This is a genomic window from Sphingobium sp. CCH11-B1 (assembly GCF_001556865.1).
In the GTDB taxonomy this organism is placed as follows: Bacteria; Pseudomonadota; Alphaproteobacteria; order Sphingomonadales; family Sphingomonadaceae; genus Sphingobium.
Map to the genome: position 1 here is coordinate 1 of NZ_LSJY01000070.1, position 19,171 is coordinate 19,171.

Consider the following 19,171-nt stretch of genomic DNA (forward strand, 5'->3'; position numbering starts at 1 on the left):
CCCGCGCCGAAAAGGACCAGCATCATGACCGACCTTCCGATCGAACGCCACGAAGTCAAAGGCTTCGACGGCCTGCCGATCGCCGTGCATGTCGTTGGGCAGGGGCGGGACTTGATGCTGATTCATGGCTATTTTTCCAACGCCTGGACCAACTGGATTCGCTACGGCCATGCAGCAAAGCTGGTGGACGCAGGATTCCGCCTGATCCTGCCCGATCTTCGCGGCCATGGCGAAAGTGCCAAGCCGCACGACCCCGCCGCTTATCCGCCCGACGCCCTGACCGATGACAATCTGGCGGTGGTGGAGCAGATGGGCCTCACCGACTATGATCTGGGCGGCTATTCTCTGGGGGCGCGAACCACGGTGCGGATGCTGGCACGCGGCGCTATCCCGCGCCGGGTCATCCTGTCCGGCATGGGTTTGCGCGGTCTTGTGCAGACGCTCGACAATGGTGGCTATTATCGGAACGTCCTGACCAATCTTGGGACGTTCGAGCGCGGAACCTCGGAATGGATGACGGAGGCATTCCTCAAGACCACGAAGGGCGATCCCGTCGCGCTGTTGAATATCCTAAACACCTTCGTCGATACGCCGCGGGAGGTGATTGCCGCCTTTCATCAGCCGACCGCCGTGATTTGCGGGGCCGATGACGACAGCAACGGCAACGCGCGCGAACTGGCCGACGTGCTGCCCGACAGCCGCTATGTGGAGGTGCCCGGCAGTCATATGAATGCCGTCACCCGCAAGGAACTGGGCCAGGCGATGGTCGATTTCCTGACCGCTTGACTGGATCACGGGACGAAGTCACCTTCCGGCCATAGGTCTAGAAGGGGACTCCCATGAAAATCGCTATATCGTTGGCCGCGCTTGCGGCCGCTCTCATTGCGTCGCCGGTCATGGCGCAGCAGGCGACCGCACCGACCGCTGCCGATGCGGAGGCCTTCCTCGGCAAGGCCGAGCAGTCGCTGTTCGACCAGTCGATCGTCAGCAGCCGCGCGGCATGGATCAATGCAACCTATATCACCGACGATACGGACGCCATCGCATCCTATTTCGGAGCCATCGATACCAAGCAGCGGGTGGATTACGCGCTGGAAGCGGCGAAGTTCGCGACCGCGCCGGGATTGACCCCGGAAACCAAGCGGCGGCTGACGCTGTTGCGCACGGCGCTGACGCTGCCCGCGCCGACCACGCCGGGCGCGGCGGAACAACTGAACGATCTCGCGACCAAGCTCCAGTCCGCTTACGGCAAGGGGAAGGGCACGCTGAAGGGCCAGCCGATCAACGGCAGCGACATCGAAGAGCAGATGGGGATCAACCGCAATCCCGAGGAATTGAAGGAGATGTGGGTCAGCTGGCACGACAATGTCGGCGCCCCGATGCGACGGGATTACACCAAGCTGGTGAGCATCGCGAATGCCGGGTCCAAGGAACTGGGATTTGCCGATACGGGCGCGATGTGGCGGTCAAAATATGACATGCCGGCCGATGATTTCGCCAGGCTGACCGATAAGATCTGGGCCGAAGTGAAGCCGCTCTATGACGAACTTCACTGCTACACGCGCACCAAGCTCAACGAGAAATATGGCGACGCGGTGCAGCCCAAAACCGGGCCGATCCGGGCGGACCTGCTGGGCAATATGTGGGCGCAGGAATGGGGCAACATCTATGATATCGTCGCTCCTGCCGGCGCGGGCGACCTTGGCTATGACGTCACCGATCTGTTGAAGGCGAAGAATTACGACCCAGTGAAGATGGTGAAGGCCGGTGAGGGCTTCTACAGTTCGCTGGGCTTCGAACCGCTGCCCGCGACCTTCTGGGAACGGTCGCAGATCGTGAAGCCGCGCGACCGTGACGTGGTGTGCCACGCGTCCGCCTGGGACATCGACAACAAGAATGACATCCGCATCAAGATGTGCACCAAGGTCAACGGCGACGACTTCGTGACGATCCATCATGAACTCGGCCATAATTATTACCAGCGCGCCTATCAGATTCAGAAGCCGCTCTACCTCGATGGCGCCAATGACGGCTTTCATGAGGCCATAGGCGACTTCATCGCGCTGTCGATCACGCCCGACTATCTTGTGAAGATCGGCCTGCTGGACGCGGATAAGGTGCCGGGCGCGGACAAGGATCTGGGCCTGCTGCTAAGGCAGGCGATGGACAAGGTCGCCTTCCTGCCCTTCGGCCTGCTGATCGACAAATGGCGCTGGGGCGTGTTCGACGGATCGATTCCCGAAAGCCAGTATGAAAAGGGCTGGACCGACCTGCGCCTCAAATATCAGGGGATCGTCCCGCCGGTCGCGCGGGACGAGAGCAAGTTCGACGCGGGCGCGAAATATCATATCCCGGGCAACACGCCCTACGCCCGGTATTTCCTCGCGCGGGTGCTGCAGTTCCAATTCTATGAAGCTGCATGCCGGCAGGCAGGATGGAAGGGCCCGCTCCACCGCTGTTCCTTCTATGGTGACAAGGCCGTAGGCCAGAAGCTGAACGCCATGCTGGAGATGGGTGCGTCCAAGCCCTGGCCCGACGCACTCGCCGCCTTCACCGGCAGCCGGACAATGTCCGGCAAAGCGCTCGTCAATTATTTCGCTCCGCTCCAGAAGTGGTTAGTTCAACAGAATAAAGGCAAGTCTTGCGGCTGGTAAGTCGGTATAAAAATTGATAGGCGGCTGCGCATGAACGCAGCCGCCATTCTTCTGTCGCTCCTCTTTGGCACCGCCCTGGTCATGACGATCGCTCTCACGGTCGCCTGGCAGCATTTCGGACGGCAAAGATATGTGCTGACATGGACTGCATCCTACGCCGTCGGCATGTTGCAGTGGATCGCCAATGCAGCCGCCTTCTTCATGAAGAGCCCGGCGCTCTACATACTGACGGGCGTCGGATTGATCGTCAGCGGGTCGTTGCTGGCGGTGGGCGTTCGCCAACGATCCGGCCGTCCCCTGCGGCTGATGGCCTTCATCCTGCCAGGCGCGATCGTGGTCCTCGCCATGGCGCTGGCGATCGGCTCGGCGAGCAGCCAATTGATGCAGGGCTTCATCATTCCCGTCTATGTTGGCCTGCTGCTGGCGGTCAGCGCCATTTCGCTCTGGCCCCGGAACCGCAAGATCACGCCGCCGGAACTGGCCTTTTTCGCGGCATTGGTAGCCTTTGTCATGGTCCAGTTTGCTCTCGCCACGTCAGCGATGATGATACGCGGTCCGGAAAGCGGCAAGGAACTTTATCGGCTGATCTTCAGCATCTTCGCGCCGACAATCTATGTGGCGAATGCCGTGACCGCGGTTCTTGTCGTCGCCGGCGACCTGGCGCAGCAACTGCGCCGGCAGATGCGGCACGACCCGCTGACCGAGGTGCTGAACCGGCGCGGCCTGGACGATGCGGCCGATCAGGCCATCGCCCTGGCGCGGCGGCACAAGCGTCCGCTGGCGCTGGTGGTATGCGACCTGGACGGGTTCAAGGCACTCAATGACGGTCACGGGCATATTGCCGGGGATCAGGCGCTCAAGAGCTTCGCCGGCCTTCTGACCAGCGCGCTGCGCAGGGGGGACATTGTCGGTCGCATGGGCGGGGACGAGTTCGGCCTGTTGTTGATGGACACAGACGCCCAAGCCGCTGCCGAAGTCATGGAGCGGGTACGGGCAGAGGTAGCGCATCTTGCGCTCGAGCAGGTCCCAAGCCCTCAGCTTCGCGCCAGTTTTGGCGTCGCTGAACTGATGGCTGACGACGCCCGTCTGGAGGACATGGTCGCCCGGGCCGACGCCGCCCTATACGAAGCAAAGAATCTCGGACGGAATCGCGTCGCTGTCTGGCGCGAGGCTGCCTGACCGCAGCCTGCCTCAGCGGAACGGCGGTTCGTTGAACGCGCGCAGCTTGCGGCTGTGCAGCTTCGCGCCCTCCTGCCGCAACAATTCGCATGTCATGATGCCCACCCGCAAATGCCCGGCAATCGCTTCTTCATAGAAGCGGTTGGCTTGCCCCGGCAGCTTGAGTTCACCGTGAATGGGCTTGTCCGACACGCAAAGCAGCGTGCCGTACGGGACGCGGAACCGATAGCCCTGCGCCGCAATCGTGGCGGACTCCATGTCGATCCCTACAGCGCGCGACAGGCTGAAGCGCAGAGCGGAGCTGGAATAGCGCAATTCCCAGTTGCGATCGTCGGTCGTCACCACCGTCCCGGTGCGCAACCGGCGCTTGAAATCTTCCGGGTCGCCACTGCCCAATATCGCCTCGGCGGCGCTGGCCATCGCTACCTGCACCTCCGCGATCGCTGGCACGGGTATTTCCGGCGGCAGCATCTCGTCAAGGACATGGTCGTCGCGCAGATAGGCGTGGGCGAGGACATAGTCACCGATCCGCTGGCTGGGGCGCAGGCCGCCGCAATGGCCGATCATCAGCCAGGCTTCAGGACGAACCACCGCCAGATGATCGCAAATCGTCTTGGCGTTGGAAGGCCCGACGCCGATGTTGACGAGCGTAATGCCGCTGCGATCGGGCGCGATCAGGTGATAGGCGGGCATCTGGTGCCTGCGCCACGCGCTGTCCGCCACCATCCGCGCCGGGTCCGCCGTTTCCGGGGTGACATAGACACCGCCCGCGCCGGACAGGGCAGTGTAGCGGCTCCCTTCGCGCTGCAGTTCCGAGCAGGCCCAGGCGACGAATTCGTCGACATAGCGGTGATAGTTGGTGAAGAGGATGTAACGCTGGACATGCTCGGCGGGCGTGCCGGTATAATGTTTCAGCCGTGCAAGCGAGAAGTCGGTGCGAAGCCCGTCGAACAGTGCAAGCGGCCTATCCCCATGGGCGTCGGGCACGAACAGGCCGTCTGCAATCTCATCTCCGATCTCTGCCAGTTCGGTGGCGGGGAAATGCCGCGCCAATTCGGTCGGCGGCGTCCCGTCCAGCGCGCTGATGTCCAGCCCGTCGAGCACGTAGGGGAAGGGGATTTGCTGGTCACTGAGCCCGACATCCACCTCCACCCCATAGTCGCGGACCAGAAGGTCGATCTGTTCGGCGAGATAGTCTGCGAACATGGCCGGCCGGGTGATCGTCGTGACGTAGCGCCCGGGCTTTGACAGGCGCGCGAAGGACCGGCCAGGAGGCGGCGCTTCGCCGTCGGCATGATGGGTGATGCGCAGTTCGGGGTAGCAGAAGCGGCGGTCGGCCCGCGCCTCGGGCGGCGGGATGCTGCCGTCGCGCGCATAGGCGCGCATCGCGTCCCGCAGGGTTTCTATCGAAGTCTGGTAAATCCGGTCGAGTTGCGCGACCGTCGCTGTGCCGATGCTTTGTGTCATCGCCCCCTGTTACCGCCTTTGAGTGACGGAAGAAAGACCTTCGGGCGAATGCCGCGCGCCGGCGGACGATCCGCCAGCGCGCGGCCGAAGCTTAGAGCTGGCTGAGCATATATTCAGCGGAGGACAGCTTGAAGTCGCCGGGCGCTTCGACATTCAGTTCCTCGACCACGCCGTCCTTGACGATCATCGAAAAGCGCTGACCCCGGGTGCCGAGCCCGAACTTGCTGCCGTCCATGGTGAGGCCCACCGCCTTGGCGAAATCGGCATTGCCGTCGGCCAGCATCGTCACCTTGCCTTCCGCTCCAGCGGACTTGCTCCATGCGCCCATCACGAAGGGATCGTTGACCGCGGTGCACGCGATCTCATCCACGCCTTTCGCTTTCAGTTCTTCCGCCTTGTCGATGAAGCCGGGCAGGTGGCGGGCCGAGCAGGTTGGCGTGAAAGCGCCCGGCACCGAGAAGAGAGCAACGGTCTTGCCGGCGAAGAAATCCTCCGACGATACGGCTTCGGGGCCGTTCTCGGTCATCTTCGCGAAGCTGGTGGTGGGGAGGCGATCGCCTTTGGAAATCGTCATATGCTTGTCTCCTGGCCTGATTACGGGCGGGAGGTCGGCGCAAAGCGGCCTTGTGTCAAGACGAGGCGCTGCAATAAGTCGGCCCGCCCCATGCGAACGGCAGGCACGGCTTGGCATCGCCCGGCAGCCACCTATATTCCTGGATATGACAGCGGCACGCTTTTATGGCGGGCAGTTCTTGCTCGCCCTTCCCGGCATGGAAGACATGCGGTTCGATCATGGCGTCGTGGCGCTGTGCGTGCATGACGAGAATGGCGCCCTGGGCATTGCGGTGGATGAAGAGATAGAGGGCGTCCGGTTCCGTGACCTTCTGGAGAGCTTCGATATCGATGCCGCCGGAGTGGAGGATGTCCCGGTGCTGCGCGGCGGGCCGGTGGAACCCAGGCGTGGGTTCGTTCTACATTCGCTCGACTGGGGTGGGCAGGACATGGTCGACGTGGGCGGCCTATGGGGCCTGTCCGGATCGCTCGACATATTGAAGGCGATCGCGGAAGGGCGCGGGCCAAGCCGTTATCTGATCGCGCTCGGCTATGCGGGTTGGGGCGCGGGCCAACTGGAACAGGAATTGACGGGCGAGAGCTGGTTCCTGGCGAATGGCGATCCCGACCTGCTGTTCGACATGCCTGCGCGGCGCCGATGGGCGGCCGCCTTCGCCGCGGCGGGCGTCGATTCCTCCCATCTGGTTTCCGGTGCAGGCTCGGCCTGATCCGCCTTCGACATAAAGAAATCTTTATATAGGGTTGTCACCACTGCGTCCGATTGGTAAGGCGCTGGCCATTCCCATCATGCGCCCCGCGCGCGCCGGTGGACCCATTCTAAGCTAACGGAGACACGAACGTGGCCACCGCACCCGCCGCCCAGGCGCAGGATTATGTGATTGCCGACATCGGCCTGGCCGCCTTTGGCCGCAAGGAAATCGAGATCGCCGAGACCGAGATGCCCGGCCTCATGGCGCTGCGCGAGGAGTTCGGTCCGAGCCAGCCGCTTAAAGGGGCTCGGATCACGGGGTCGCTGCACATGACCATCCAGACCGCCGTGCTGATCGAGACGCTGACGGCGCTCGGCGCGCAGGTCCGCTGGGCCACCTGCAACATCTTCTCGACGCAGGACCATGCCGCCGCCGCCATCGCCGCGTCCGGCGTGCCGGTCTTCGCTGTGAAAGGCGAAACGCTGCAGGAATATTGGGACTATGTCGAACGCATCTTCGACTGGCACAATGACGATAGCGGCGTATGCAACCTGATCCTGGACGATGGCGGCGACGCCACCATGTTTGCCCTGTGGGGCGCGCGGGTCGAGGCTGGCGAGCCCTTGTTCACCCCGTCGAACGAGGAAGAGGAAATCTTCTGCGCGGTGCTGAAGCGCGTGCTGAAAGACCGTCCCGGCTTCCTGACCAAGACCGTCCAGTCGATCAAGGGCGTGTCGGAAGAAACCACCACCGGCGTGCATCGCCTGTATGAACTGTCGAAGAAGGGCAAGCTGCCCTTCCCGGCGATCAACGTGAACGACAGCGTCACCAAGTCGAAATTCGACAATCTCTACGGCTGCAAGGAATCCCTGGTCGACGCCATCCGTCGCGGCACCGACGTCATGCTGGCCGGCAAGGTCGCCTGCGTCGCGGGCTTCGGCGATGTAGGCAAGGGTTCGGCGGCGTCTCTGCGCAACGGCGGCGCGCGCGTGCTGGTGACCGAGGTCGATCCGATCTGCGCGCTGCAGGCCGCGATGGAAGGCTATGAGGTCGTGACGATGGAAGAAGCGGCGCCGCGCGCCGACATCTTCGTCACCGCCACCGGCAACGAAGGCGTCCTGACTGTCGATCATATGCGCGCCATGAAGAATATGGCGATCGTGTCGAACATCGGCCATTTCGACAGCGAGATCGAGATTGCCGGCCTCCAGAATTTCAAATGGACCGAGATCAAACCGCAGGTCGACGAAGTCGAATTCCCCGACGGCAAGAAGATCATCGTCCTGTCGAAGGGCCGCCTCGTGAACCTGGGCAACGCGACCGGGCATCCCAGCTTCGTCATGTCGGCCAGCTTCACCAACCAGACGCTGGCGCAGATCGAACTGTGGACCCGCAGCGAGCAGTACAAGAACGACGTCTATGTGCTGCCCAAGCATCTGGACGAGAAGGTCGCCGCGCTTCACCTAGAAAAGCTGGGCGTGAAGCTGACCAAGCTCAGCCAGCGCCAGGCCGACTATATCGGCGTACCGGTGGACGGGCCGTTCAAGCCCGACCATTATCGCTACTGATCCCGCTACGGGTGATGGAACTGGAAGGGAGGCGGAAACGCCTCCCTTTTTTGTTGCGTCCCTTCTTCCCGATAGGGGCGATCTGCTTTAGGCCGGAGCGGATGAGAACCGGGAACGCGAAGGGCAGAGGCGAAGGAGGCAGGCGGGCATGACGGCGCTGTCTCCACTCGCTGCGCTGATCCTGGGCGTGGTACTCGCGCTCTGGCTGGGCGGTGCCGTCTGGGCGCTGGCGAGCGGCCAGCGGATGCGGCGCGAAGGAACGCAGGCGCAGGGCAAGTTCGACCGGCTCGCCGTGTTGCTGGCGTCCGCGCCGGCCGCGCCTATCATTATCCATCCTGACGGCCGGCTTGAAGCGGCGGATCGGCTCGCAAAATGGCTGGGCAAGACGCGCGTGCCCGCCTTCGTTTCCGAACTGGTGGCGGAGGATGGCGGGCTGGAACCGGACGATGCCGCCGCGCTGTCGCGCGAGATTGCTGCCGCGCAAAGGGCGGGCAGGAGTTTCGCTCTGGCCGTGCGCGGAACCGGATCGACCCGCCTTCTGCTGGTCCGCGGGGCTCCGGCCGCGCCGGGACTCGCCGAAAGCGGCGGCGTGGTATTGTGGATCTTCGACGCAACGGACAGCCAGTCGGAAATCCAGTCTCTCAAGGAACAGGTCGAGCAGTTGCGCGAGGCGCTGGAGGCGCTGGCAGGGCTGCTTGAGGCTGCGCCCTTTCCGATGTGGCATCGCACCCCCGACCTTCGCCTAAGCCTCGTCAACAGCGCCTATGTGCGCGCCGTCGATGCCGAGAATGCGGCAGAGGTGATCGCTAATGGCATCGAACTGGTTGAGGTCGCAGGCGGCGTCAGTCCGCAAGCCGCTGCGGCCGACGCGGTGGCCCAGGACGCGCCGGTAGAACGCATGGTCCCGGCCACGATCGACGGCGAACGGCGGACCATGCGGGTGGTGGACGTGCCGCTGGGACCGGCGGGAATCGCCGGCTACGCCGTCGATCAGCACGAACTGGAACAGGCACGGGTCGAGCATCGGCGGCTGGAAGCGGCGCAGCGCGACCTGCTGGACCGCCTCTCCGCCGGCGTTGCGCGCTTCGGCGCGGATCGTACGCTGCGTTTCTGGAACCAACCCTTCATCAGCCTGTTCGGGCTGCGGCAGGACGCTTTGGCCGACGCTCCCCTGTTCGAGCGGGTGCTCGACCAGATGCGTGACGCCCGCCGGTTGCCGGAACACCGCGACTTTCCGGCCTGGCGCGGGGAGCGGCGCAACTGGTTCCTTTCGCCCGAACCGCAGGAGGAGAACTGGCTGCTGCAGGATGGGACGCACCTGCGCGTCTATGCCCAGCCTTTGCCGGACGGTGGCCTTCTGCTTATCTTCGAGGATCGCACCGAGCAGGTGCAGTTGTCGAGCGCGCGCGACACGCTGCTGCGGGTGCGGACCGCGACTTTCGACAATCTGTTCGAATCGATCGGCGTCTTTTCGGCGGATGGCAGGCTCCAGATGTGGAACAGCCGATTCCGCGCGGTATGGGGCGCGACGGAAGACCTGCTCGCCACCCACCCCCGCATCGACGATCTGATGCGAGCGGTGCAGGCACAACTCGCCAAGCCGCAACAGTCCAACCTGGTCCGCGAACTGGTGCGCGCCGCTACCGTCGAGCGGAAGCAACGGACCGGCCGGGTCGGTTTTGCCGACGGGCGCATTTTCGAATTCGCCGCCATGCCGCTGCCGGACGGAAACGCGCTCTTCACCATGCTGGACGTGACCGACAGCCGCCGGGTGGAGCAGATATTGCGGGACCGCAACGAGGCGCTGGAGCAGGCGGACAAAGTGAAGACCGCTTTCGTCACCAATATGAGCTATGAACTGCGCACGCCGCTGACCACCATTTCGGGTTTCGCCGAGATGATGAGCGCCGGCTATGCGGGGGAACTCAGCGAAGCCGCCACGGGCTATGTCGACGGTATCCTGCAAAGCACGGCGCGCCTTTCCATGTTGATCGACAATGTGCTTGACCTGACGCAGGGCGAGGTGGGCGGATTGCCGATCGAGCACGCACCGGTCGACCTGGCCGATGTCGCGCGCGATTGCGTGGAGCGCGCACGGAATCAGGCGGCCGCCAAGGGGATCGACGTCGCGGTGACGCTGCAGGACGATCTGGGCAGGGTGAAGGGCGACGCACGCCGGATCGGCCAGGCCATCGATCATCTTCTGGAAAATGCCCTGCGCTATTGCGGACAGGGGGCGCGCATCCTGGTCCATGGGGACGGAACAGCGGAAAAAGCCCGCCTGATCGTCTCGGACGATGGTCCGGGCATGACGCCGGCGCAGCAAAAGGCCGCTTTCGACCCGGTGGAGCGCGCGGACCAGGCGCGCAACGGCGGCCGAGCGGGCATCGGCCTGCCGCTCGCGCGTCAGCTTGCCGAGGCCCATGGCGGCACGCTGACGCTGTTGTCGGAACCGGGGCAGGGCACCATGGTCACGATCGAGCTGCCGCGTGGCTGATGCGCCGATGATCCTGACCGGCGAAGCGGACATGCTCGACCTCGGCCGCCGGATCGCGACGCAGGTCCAGATCGGTGACGTCATCGCGCTGGAAGGCGGACTGGGCACTGGCAAGACGACGCTGGCGCGCGGCCTGCTGGAGGCGTTGGGGCTGAAGAGCGAGGCCCCCAGTCCCAGCTTCGCCCTGGTCCAGCCCTATGACGTGCCGGAAGTGCGCCTGCCCGTGACGCATGTCGATCTCTATCGGCTGGATGGGCCGGATGAGGTCGAGCAACTGGCGCTGGGTGACTATCTGATGGACAGCCTGTTGATCATCGAATGGCCGGACCGGCTGGGTGATGCGCTATGGCCGCATGCGCTGCGGCTGACCCTCGAGATAGTGGATGAAACCGCGCGACGCTTGACAGCGGACGTGCCGGAGGCTTGGACGGCGCGATGGTCACAGATATGATCCCGCCCGCCGCCGCGCCAGCCTTCCTCGCCGATGCAGGCTGGGGCAATGCGGCCGTCGTGCCCCTTGCCGGCGACGCATCTTTCCGCCGCTATTTCCGGGTTTTGGATGCCGGACGGCGGGCGGTGCTGATGGACGCGCCGCCCCCGCAAGAGGACCCGCGCCCGTTCATTTCCATCGCTGAGCATCTGAACGCCGATGGCTTCGCCGCGCCGCGCATATTGGCGCGCGACCTTGAGCAGGGCCTCGTCCTGATCGAGGATTTTGGCGACTTGCGGATCAAGGAGCATCTGGAGGCGGATCCTTCGGACGAACTGGCGGTCTATGACCGCGCCGTAAGGCTGCTGGCCGACCTGCACCGTCTGCCTGCCGCGGACCTGCCGCCTTATGACCGCGCCGTATATCAACGGGAAACCGGACTGCTGACCGAATGGTATTGCCCGGCCATCGGGCTGAACGTCGACGAAGAGGCCTATGTCCGCGCGTGGGACTCCGTCCTGCCGCTGGTGGAAGCATCCGCCAGCCCGACAGTCACCGTGCTGCGCGATTATCATGCCGAAAACATCATGCTGATCGATCGGGCGGCGTCGCATGGGCTTGGCCTGCTGGATTTTCAGGACGCGTTGGCGGGCCACCCGGCCTATGATCTGGTCTCCTTGCTTCAGGATGCCCGGCGCGACGTGCCAGTGGATGTGGAGGCGGCAATGCTGGCCCATTACAGGGCTCTCGCCTCACCGCCGGACGATTTCGACGCCGCTTATGCAGTGCTTGGAGCGCAGCGCAACGCGAAGATCATCGGCATCTTCACCCGGCTGTGGAAGCGGGATGGAAAGCCGCGCTACCTGTCCTACCTGCCGCGCATGTGGGGGCTGTTGGAGCGCGACCTCGCCCATCCCGCGCTGGCGCCGGTGGCGGACTGGTTCGCGGCCAATATCCCGGCTGACAAGCGACATCATGCGCTGGCGGAGTTCGCGCCCGCATGATCGAGACGGCGATGCTGATGGCCGCCGGCCTTGGCAAGCGGATGCGCCCGCTCACCGCAACCCGACCCAAGCCACTGGTGAAGGTCGCGGGAAAGCCGTTGATGGACCATGCGCTCGACCGGCTGGAGGCAGGCGGCATCCGCAGGGTGATCGTCAACGTCCATTATCTCGCTGACACGGTCGAGGCGCATCTGAAGGCGCGGCGATGCGGGATGGAATTCATCCTATCGGACGAACGGGGCAAGCTGCTGGAAACCGGGGGAGGCCTTGTGAAGGCGAAGCCGCTGCTGGGCGACAAGCCCTTCCTGTGCGCCAACAGCGACAATCTGTGGATTGACGGACCGCAGGAAACGCTGGGGATGATGCAGCGCATCTGGGATCCGGAGCGGATGGATGCACTCCTGCTGCTGGTGCCTCTGTCCCGCGCCACCTGTCACAAGGGGCCGGGGGACTTCCACATGGATGCGAGCGGCCGGCTTAGCCGCCGCAAGACAGCGCATGTCGCCCCGTTCGTCTTTACCGGCGTTCAGATCATGGCGCCAACGCTGATCGCCGACCCTCCGTCGGATGTGTTTTCGACCAACATTTTCTGGAATCGGGCGATCGACCGGGGCCGGCTGTTCGGCGTGTCGCACCAGGGCCTGTGGTTCGACGTGGGCACGCCGCAGGCTATTCCGGTCGTGGAGTCGATGCTGGCCCATGGGTGACAAGGCGCAGCCCGCGCTGTTTACCATCCCGGCGCATCGCGCCTTTGCCGACGCGCTGGTGGCCGGATTGCTGGCGCAGCACCGCGGCCAGCCCATCGCGCTGGCGCAGGCCATGCTGTTGCTGCCAAACAGCCGCGCGGTCCGGGCGATCAGCGATGCGTTCGTCCGGCAGTCGGGCGGCGGATTGCTGCTGCCCCGTCTGGTGGCGATCGGCGATCCGGACCTTGGCGAACAAGTCGGTGGCGCGCTCGATCCGCTCGGTGAGGAAGAGCCGGTGCCGCCCGCCATCGCACCGATGCGGCGGCAGATGATCCTGGCGCGCATGGTGCAGGACATGAAGCCCGGCACGGACGCCGGACAGGCACTGCTGCTGGCGCAGGCGCTGGGCGCGGTGCTGGACCAGATGCAGGTGGAAGAAGTCGCGCCTGCCGCCTTGCGCGACGGCCTGACCCTGTCGGAGGAACTGTCCGGCCACTGGCAGGCTTCGCTTCGCCTGTTCGACATCGTCATCGCCCGCTGGCCTGTCGAACTGGCCCGGACAGGATGCATCGATCTTGCCGAGCGGCGCAATCGCCTGTTCGATCGGTTGACAGCCCGCTGGGCCATGCATCCGCCCGGTGGAACGGTGGTAGCTGCGGGCATATCCACGACCGCGCCGGCGATCGCCCGGCTGCTGCGACGGATCGGAACCATGCCCGGCGGCATGGTCGTGTTCGCCGGGCTCGACCAGCATATGGATGCCGATGCGTGGGACGCCATCGGACCTTTTCCGCCCGATCCCCTGACCGGGCGTGCGGCTCCCGGTCATGCGAGCCATCCGCAATATGCGTTGAAACGCCTGCTCGACGCCATGAGCGCGACTCGGGACGATGTCGCGCAATGGCGCTGGGGCAGTGAGCATGACGCCCGGGCGGTCCGGGCGCGCAACATCTCCAATGCCATGCTGCCGCCGCGGCTCACCAGCCGGTGGCGCGACCTCAAGACAGCCGAACGGTCGCTTGCGGGCGTGGAGGCGCTGGAAGTCGCCACGCCCGGTGAGGAGGCGCAGGCTATCGCCATCGCCCTGCGCGAGGCGCTGGAGACGCCGGAGCGGACCGCTGCGCTCGTGACGCCGGACAGGCAGCTTGCGACGAGGGTATCGGCGCATCTTCGCCGCTGGGGCATCGAAGCCGACGATTCCGCGGGCCAGCCCCTGTCCCGCCTGCCGCCCGGCACGCTGCTGCTGACCATGGCGGAAGCGGTGGCGGAACGGTTTGCCCCAGTGCCGCTGCTGGCGCTGCTCAAGCATCCACTGGTGATGCGGGGTGAGGGACGTCTTGCCTGGCTGGAAGGGGTGAGGGGGCTCGACCTGCTTCTGCGCGGGCCGCGTCCGCAGGCTGGTCTGATCGGTATCGATCTGCTGCTTCAACCGCGCGCCGATGACCGGCAGCGGCTCTTGCGCGATGAGACGCGCGCATGGTGGCAGGACGCCCGCTTGAAGCTGGAGCCGCTGGAACGCGCCTTTGCCGATGCCATCGGCCTTGGCGCGCAGATCGCCGCCCTGCGCGAACAGGCAGGCGCGCTGTCGGGCGACGCGGTGTGGGCCGGGCATCAGGGGCATGCCGCCGGCGCCCTGTTCACCGAGTTGGAGGCTGCCGCGCCGGAGGGGCCGCGCCATGCCGACCCCCGCGCTCTGCCCGCCATGCTGGACCATCTGCTGGGCCGTGTCGCGGTTCGTCCGCCGCAGGGCGGTCATCCGCGCATCGCCATATTGGGCCTGATCGAGGCGCAACTGGTGCAGGCCGACCTCATGATATTGGGCGGCCTCAACGAGGGAAGCTGGCCCGGACTGCCGGCTCCCGACCCATGGTTGGCGCCCCGTATCCGGCGGGAACTGGGCCTGCCGGGCCTGGAAGCGCGCATCGGCCTTGCCGCGCACGACTTCGCCAGCGCGCTTGGCGCGCCGCATGTACTCATCACCCGAGCGCGGCGCGGGAGCAGTGGACCGGCCGTCGCGTCCCGCTTCTGGCTGCGGCTGAAGGCCATGGCCGGGCCGCAATGGAAATCGGCGGATCGCTACGCTGTGTTGGCGCGCGCCATCGACACGCCGCCGGCCTATCTGCCGGTGAAGCGTCCCGCGCCGTCTCCGCCGGCGGCCGCGCGGCCGAAGCTGATACCGGTGACGGACGTGGACCGGCTGAAGGCCGATCCCTTCGCTTTCTACGCCCGACGAGTCCTGCGCCTGTCCAGGCTCGATCCCGTCGATGCCGATGCGGGTCCCGCGTGGCGCGGGACAGCGGTGCACGAAATCCTGCAACATTGGGCGGAAGCGGGAGCGTTCGACCCCGCCGACCTGGAAACGCGTGCCCGCGCCATGTTCGATCAGCCGCAGGTTCATCCGCTGCTGAAAGCATTGTGGCAACCCCGGCTGATTGAGGCAATTCGCTGGATCGCTGCCGAAGTCGTGCGCGACAAGGCGGAAGGACGGGTCATCCTGGCGGTGGAAAAGGAAGGCCGGGCGGACGTTGCCGGCGTGACGCTGATGGGCAAGGCGGACCGGATCGACAGGCTGGCGGACGGACGCATCGGCATCATCGACTACAAGACCGGCAAGCCGCCCAGCGCGCGGCAGGTGAAGGCGGGCTTCTCCCTGCAACTCGGCCTGCTGGGCGTGATCGCGGAGATGGGCGGGTTCGAGGGATTGGGGCAGCAGGTCGAGGCGGGCGACTTCGAATATTGGTCGCTCGCCAAGAAGGGCGACCAGTTCGGCTATCGCGAACGGCCGGTCGATCCGCTGGGCAAGCGGGACAAGATCGTAACCGACAGCTTCACTGCGCACGCCCACGAACATTTTGAGGGTGTTGCACGCGACTATCTGCTCGGCTCCGCTCCCTTCCGCGCCGAAATCAACCCGGAAGTCGCCAATTATGGCGATTATGACCAGTTGATGCGGCTGGAGGAATGGTATGGGCGCGGCGATGGCTAGGAAGCCTACTCCGCTCCAAAGGCTGCTCGGCGATCAAGCGCGCGCCGCCGCGCCCCATGCCCATGTCTGGTTGTCGGCATCGGCGGGCACGGGCAAGACTCATGTGCTGACCGCGCGCGTTTTCCGCTTGCTGCTTCAGGGCGTGCGGCCGGAAAATATCCTGTGCCTCACCTTCACCAAGGCAGGCGCGGCGGAGATGGCCGACCGTATCCACGATCGCCTGGCCGCCTGGGTGCAGATGGACGACGCCGGGCTGTTCAACGATCTGGAGGCGTTGGGCGAGGAGTCGGGCCCGGAAGCGCGGGACAGGGCGCGCCGCCTGTTCGCCGAGGTGCTGGAATCGACCGGCGGCGGCCTGCGCATCCAGACGATCCACGGTTTCTGCCAGCAATTGCTGACTGCCTTCCCGCTGGAGGCGGATTTGACGCCCGGCTTCCGTCCGCTCGACCAGCGCGAGCAGGCGAGCCTTGCGCGTGAGACGCTCGCTGATCTTGCGGTGCAGGCGCAGGAGCAGGGCGACGAAGCGCTGATCGGCGCGCTGCAAGCGCTCAGCCTGCGCCTTGGCGAAGGCGGCGCGGAACAGTTCCTGCTGCGCTGCGCGGCGGCGGAGGCGGCGCTTGACGATCTGCCGGACGACATCGACCCCTGGGTGGCGCGCGAACTGGGCCTGCCAGAAGGCGACATCGACCAGTGGCTCGCCGACCAGTGCTGCGACGATGTCTTCGACATGCGCGCGCTCGACTGGATCGTGCGCGCCAATGCCGAATGGGGCAAGGGGCGCGGGCTGGAGCGATGCGACCGGATCGCCGCCTGGCGCGCACTCAACCCGCAGGGCAGGGCGGCCGCCCTTGCCGACCTGCATCGCGCCTGGGCCAAGGCGGACGGCGATATCATCGATGCCAGGGGATGGGTGCCGCCGCTTGACGGTTATGGCGAAATGGCGGCGCGGCTGCACGAAACGTGCGGCGCGCTGATCGCGATGAAGCTGCGCGCCGATTATGCGGCGTTGCTGGCCAAGGCATTGCATGCCGGACGCGCCTATGCGCGGGCTTACGGAACGGCCAAGCGGATGGCGGGGGCGGTCGATTTCGACGACCTGATCGCACGCGCCGCCAGTCTGTTGCAACAGGACGGGATCGCAGACTGGATCCGCTACAAGCTGGACCAGCAGATCGACCATATTTTGGTGGACGAGGCGCAGGACACCAATGTCCGGCAATGGACCATTGTCGGGGCGATTTGCGCCGAGTTCTTCTCTGGCGAGGGGGCCAAGGGCGACAAGCTGCGCACCATCTTCACGGTCGGGGATTTCAAGCAGGCGATCTTCGGCTTCCAGGGCACCAGCCCGCAGGCGTTCAGCGCGGCGCAGCAGATATTCGCCCGCCACGCCAAGCAAGCGGGCCATGATTTCTACAGCCTTTCGCTGGATCGCAGCTTCCGGTCGACGCCGGCGGTGCTGGATGTCGTGGATCGCACCATCGGCGCGCTGCGGGCGGAGCGGCTGGGCCTGACTGACGGAGAGGTGCGCCACATCAGCGCCAATCGCCATCCGGGCGAGGTGATGCTGTGGAAGCCGGTCGTCGCGAACCTGACCGAGGATGCCGAAGGCGAAGAGGATTGGGCCGACGATCAGGAACGGGCACTCGCCACCCGCATCGCCCGCCAGATCCGGCAATGGATCGACGGCGGGCTGATGTTGCAAAGCCGGGGGCGGCCGGTGCGGGCCGGGGATATCATGATCCTGGTCCGCCGGCGCAGCGAACTCGCCCGGCTGATCGTGGCGCGCCTCTATGAGGAGAATGTCGCCGTCGCGGGCATTGACCGTCTGCGGCTGAATGCCCCGCTGGCGGTGCGCGACCTGCTGGCGGCGCTGCGCTTCGCGGTGCAGCCGGAGGACGAGCTGAACCTTGCCGCGCTGCTGGTTTCACCGTTGATCGGTTGGACGCAGGAGCAACTGATGGAGCGGCTGATCGGCCGCAAGGTGGGGCTGTGGCGGCACCTGACGCAGACGCTGGACGCGAACGCATTGGCACCGCTGCGCGGCTTGCTGGCCGCCGCGGACTTCACCACGCCGTACCGTTATCTGGAGGCGATCCTATCCGGCCCGATGGAAGGCCGCCGCCGCCTCATCGAACGGCTGGGCACCGAAGCCGCCGATCCGATCGAGGAATTGCTGAACGCCGCGCTGGCGTTCGAGACCGACGACCATCCCTCGCTCCAGCGGTTCATCGACTGGTTCGACCGGGGCGAGGTGGAGATCGTGCGCGATGCGGCAGCAGCGGGCGACATGCTGCGCCTGCTGACCGTGCACGGCGCGAAGGGTTTGCAAGCGCCGATTGTCATATTGGCCGATGCCGCCATCGATCCCGACGCGGGCAATCGCGCCGACATGCTGCAATGGAACCGCCTGCCGGTACTGCCGCCCCGCAAGGGGGAACGGCAGGGACCGATCGGCGAGGTGGCCGAGGCAGTGGCGCAGGAGGAACGGGAGGAGCATTGGCGGCTGCTCTACGTCGCGCTGACGCGGGCGGAGGAGAAGCTGGTGGTCGCGGGATCGCTGGGGCCGCGGGCGAAGGGCGAGGTCAAGCCCGAAAGCTGGTACGCGGCGGTGGACCGCGCCATGGTCGATCTGGGTGCGGATTGGGACGCCGACCCTCTATGGGGCGGCGTACGGCGCTGGAAGGGTTCGGAAGTCCTGCCCCCGCGCAAGGCCGAGGCCGAAGCCATGGACGCCGTGGCGCCCATCCTCTCGCCCGATTGGCTGCGCGCGCCCGCGCCTGTCGAGGCGCGGCCGCCAAGGCCGCTCGCGCCTTCGGCCCAGGTGGAGGACGACGTGCCCAATCCGCCGCCTACCGCGGCGATGCGCGATGCGGCCGAGCGAGGGCGGTTGCTCCACGCGCTGTTCGAGCGGCTGCCCGACCTGAAGCCATCTGCCCGGCTTGCGGCGGCCGAACGCTGGCTGGCGCAGCAAGGGGTGGGAGAGGCGGCGATGCGCGCAGACCTCGCCAAACAGGCGATCCGCGTGATCGAGGAGCCGGATTTCGCGGAGATATTCAGCCCCGGCGCGCTTGCGGAAGCACCAATCGCCGCAGTGGTCGGCCAGGCGGTGATCGCGGGCACGGTCGATCGGCTTTGCATCGGGCCGGACAAGGTGCAGATCGTGGATTTCAAGACGGGACGGATCGCGCCGCTCGGCCCGGAGGATGTGCCGCTGGCGCATGTCCGGCAGATGGCGGCCTATGCGGCCGCGCTCGCCGTCATCTTCCCCGACAGGACCATAGAGGCGGGGCTGCTCTATACCGGTGCGCCGCGGCTTGTACGGTTGCCGGCCGCGCTGCTGGCCGCGCACAAGCCGGGCTATGGGCCCACGCAGGAGAATTTGCCGCTACCGCCCGTTGAGCCGGGCGCGCAGCCGACCTAGATACGCTTCCAACAAAG

General features: G+C 65.7%; 13 protein-coding genes. 11 read left to right on the forward strand and 2 right to left on the reverse strand.

The window, feature by feature from the left end; all coding sequences use genetic code 11:
* The first annotated feature begins 24 nt into the window (after nt 1–24).
* The 3 genes from AX724_RS07270 to AX724_RS07280 are packed head-to-tail and all read left to right on the forward strand — an operon-like array spanning nt 25 to nt 3,833.
* Nucleotides 25–786, forward strand: a complete 762-nt coding sequence (locus AX724_RS07270; protein ID WP_066765015.1) for an alpha/beta fold hydrolase — start codon at nt 25–27, stop codon at nt 784–786.
* Nucleotides 787–839: 53 nt separating this feature from the next.
* Nucleotides 840–2,654: a M2 family metallopeptidase gene (locus AX724_RS07275; protein WP_066764866.1), complete on the forward strand. Its 1,815-nt coding sequence runs from the start codon at nt 840–842 to the stop codon at nt 2,652–2,654.
* 30 nt (nt 2,655–2,684) lie between these two features.
* Nucleotides 2,685–3,833: a GGDEF domain-containing protein gene (locus AX724_RS07280; RefSeq protein ID WP_066764869.1), complete on the forward strand. Its 1,149-nt coding sequence runs from the start codon at nt 2,685–2,687 to the stop codon at nt 3,831–3,833.
* 12 nt (nt 3,834–3,845) lie between these two features.
* On the opposite strand, the gene AX724_RS07285 is transcribed toward AX724_RS07280, so the two are convergent.
* Both AX724_RS07285 and AX724_RS07290 read right to left on the reverse strand, forming a co-directional pair.
* Nucleotides 3,846–5,300, reverse strand: coding sequence for an AMP nucleosidase (locus AX724_RS07285; RefSeq protein ID WP_066764871.1), 1,455 nt, complete (start codon nt 5,298–5,300; stop codon nt 3,846–3,848).
* Between the two features lie 91 nt (nt 5,301–5,391).
* Nucleotides 5,392–5,874: a peroxiredoxin gene (locus AX724_RS07290; RefSeq protein WP_066764881.1), complete on the reverse strand. Its 483-nt coding sequence runs from the start codon at nt 5,872–5,874 to the stop codon at nt 5,392–5,394.
* Between the two features lie 145 nt (nt 5,875–6,019).
* On the opposite strand from AX724_RS07290, the gene AX724_RS07295 reads away from it, so the two are divergent.
* The 8 genes from AX724_RS07295 (at nt 6,020) to addA (ending at nt 19,154) form a co-directional block, all read left to right on the forward strand.
* Complete coding sequence (locus tag AX724_RS07295) at nt 6,020–6,580, forward strand: YqgE/AlgH family protein (protein ID WP_066764884.1); 561 nt, start codon at nt 6,020–6,022, stop codon at nt 6,578–6,580.
* A 131-nt stretch (nt 6,581–6,711) separates the two neighbouring features.
* The gene (ahcY, locus tag AX724_RS07300; protein ID WP_066764887.1) at nt 6,712–8,130 is read left to right on the forward strand and encodes an adenosylhomocysteinase; all 1,419 of its coding nucleotides are present in this window, start codon (nt 6,712–6,714) and stop codon (nt 8,128–8,130) included.
* A gap of 148 nt (nt 8,131–8,278) precedes the next feature.
* On the forward strand, nt 8,279–10,627 hold the full coding sequence (locus tag AX724_RS07305) for a PAS domain-containing sensor histidine kinase (RefSeq protein WP_066764890.1): 2,349 nt from the start codon (nt 8,279–8,281) through the stop codon (nt 10,625–10,627).
* A gap of 7 nt (nt 10,628–10,634) precedes the next feature.
* Entirely contained in the window at nt 10,635–11,078 is a 444-nt protein-coding gene (tsaE, locus tag AX724_RS07310; RefSeq protein ID WP_443018669.1) for a tRNA (adenosine(37)-N6)-threonylcarbamoyltransferase complex ATPase subunit type 1 TsaE, read from the forward strand.
* Complete coding sequence (locus tag AX724_RS07315) at nt 11,075–12,061, forward strand: aminoglycoside phosphotransferase family protein (protein ID WP_066764901.1); 987 nt, start codon at nt 11,075–11,077, stop codon at nt 12,059–12,061. The genes tsaE and AX724_RS07315 overlap by 4 nt, the downstream gene beginning before the upstream one ends.
* Nucleotides 12,058–12,768 carry a nucleotidyltransferase family protein gene (locus tag AX724_RS07320; protein ID WP_066764904.1) on the forward strand — a complete coding sequence of 237 codons (711 nt, stop codon included), beginning with the start codon at nt 12,058–12,060 and terminating at the stop codon, nt 12,766–12,768. Before AX724_RS07315 ends, AX724_RS07320 begins: the two co-directional genes overlap by 4 nt.
* Entirely contained in the window at nt 12,761–15,733 is a 2,973-nt protein-coding gene (gene addB, locus AX724_RS07325) for a double-strand break repair protein AddB (protein WP_066764906.1), read from the forward strand. The genes AX724_RS07320 and addB overlap by 8 nt, the downstream gene beginning before the upstream one ends.
* Nucleotides 15,714–19,154 (forward strand): double-strand break repair helicase AddA, encoded by a 3,441-nt coding sequence (addA, locus tag AX724_RS07330; protein ID WP_066764908.1) that lies wholly within the window; start codon nt 15,714–15,716, stop codon nt 19,152–19,154. Before addB ends, addA begins: the two co-directional genes overlap by 20 nt.
* Nucleotides 19,155–19,171: the final 17 nt, after the last annotated feature.

Excerpts from the sequence above, each read along its gene's own strand:
- AX724_RS07270 (WP_066765015.1), top strand. The coding sequence starts at position 25 with ATGACCGACCTTCCGATCGAACGCCACGAAGTCAAAGGCTTCGACGGC.
- addA (WP_066764908.1), top strand. The coding sequence starts at position 15,714 with ATGGGCGCGGCGATGGCTAGGAAGCCTACTCCGCTCCAAAGGCTGCTC.
- AX724_RS07305 (WP_066764890.1), top strand. The coding sequence starts at position 8,279 with ATGACGGCGCTGTCTCCACTCGCTGCGCTGATCCTGGGCGTGGTACTC.
- AX724_RS07275 (WP_066764866.1), top strand. The coding sequence starts at position 840 with ATGAAAATCGCTATATCGTTGGCCGCGCTTGCGGCCGCTCTCATTGCG.
- AX724_RS07295 (WP_066764884.1), top strand. The coding sequence starts at position 6,020 with ATGACAGCGGCACGCTTTTATGGCGGGCAGTTCTTGCTCGCCCTTCCC.
- AX724_RS07280 (WP_066764869.1), top strand. The coding sequence starts at position 2,685 with ATGAACGCAGCCGCCATTCTTCTGTCGCTCCTCTTTGGCACCGCCCTG.
- AX724_RS07285 (WP_066764871.1), bottom strand. The coding sequence starts at position 5,300 with ATGACACAAAGCATCGGCACAGCGACGGTCGCGCAACTCGACCGGATT.
- tsaE (WP_443018669.1), top strand. The coding sequence starts at position 10,635 with ATGATCCTGACCGGCGAAGCGGACATGCTCGACCTCGGCCGCCGGATC.
- AX724_RS07320 (WP_066764904.1), top strand. The coding sequence starts at position 12,058 with ATGATCGAGACGGCGATGCTGATGGCCGCCGGCCTTGGCAAGCGGATG.
- AX724_RS07290 (WP_066764881.1), bottom strand. The coding sequence starts at position 5,874 with ATGACGATTTCCAAAGGCGATCGCCTCCCCACCACCAGCTTCGCGAAG.
- AX724_RS07315 (WP_066764901.1), top strand. The coding sequence starts at position 11,075 with ATGATCCCGCCCGCCGCCGCGCCAGCCTTCCTCGCCGATGCAGGCTGG.
- addB (WP_066764906.1), top strand. The coding sequence starts at position 12,761 with ATGGGTGACAAGGCGCAGCCCGCGCTGTTTACCATCCCGGCGCATCGC.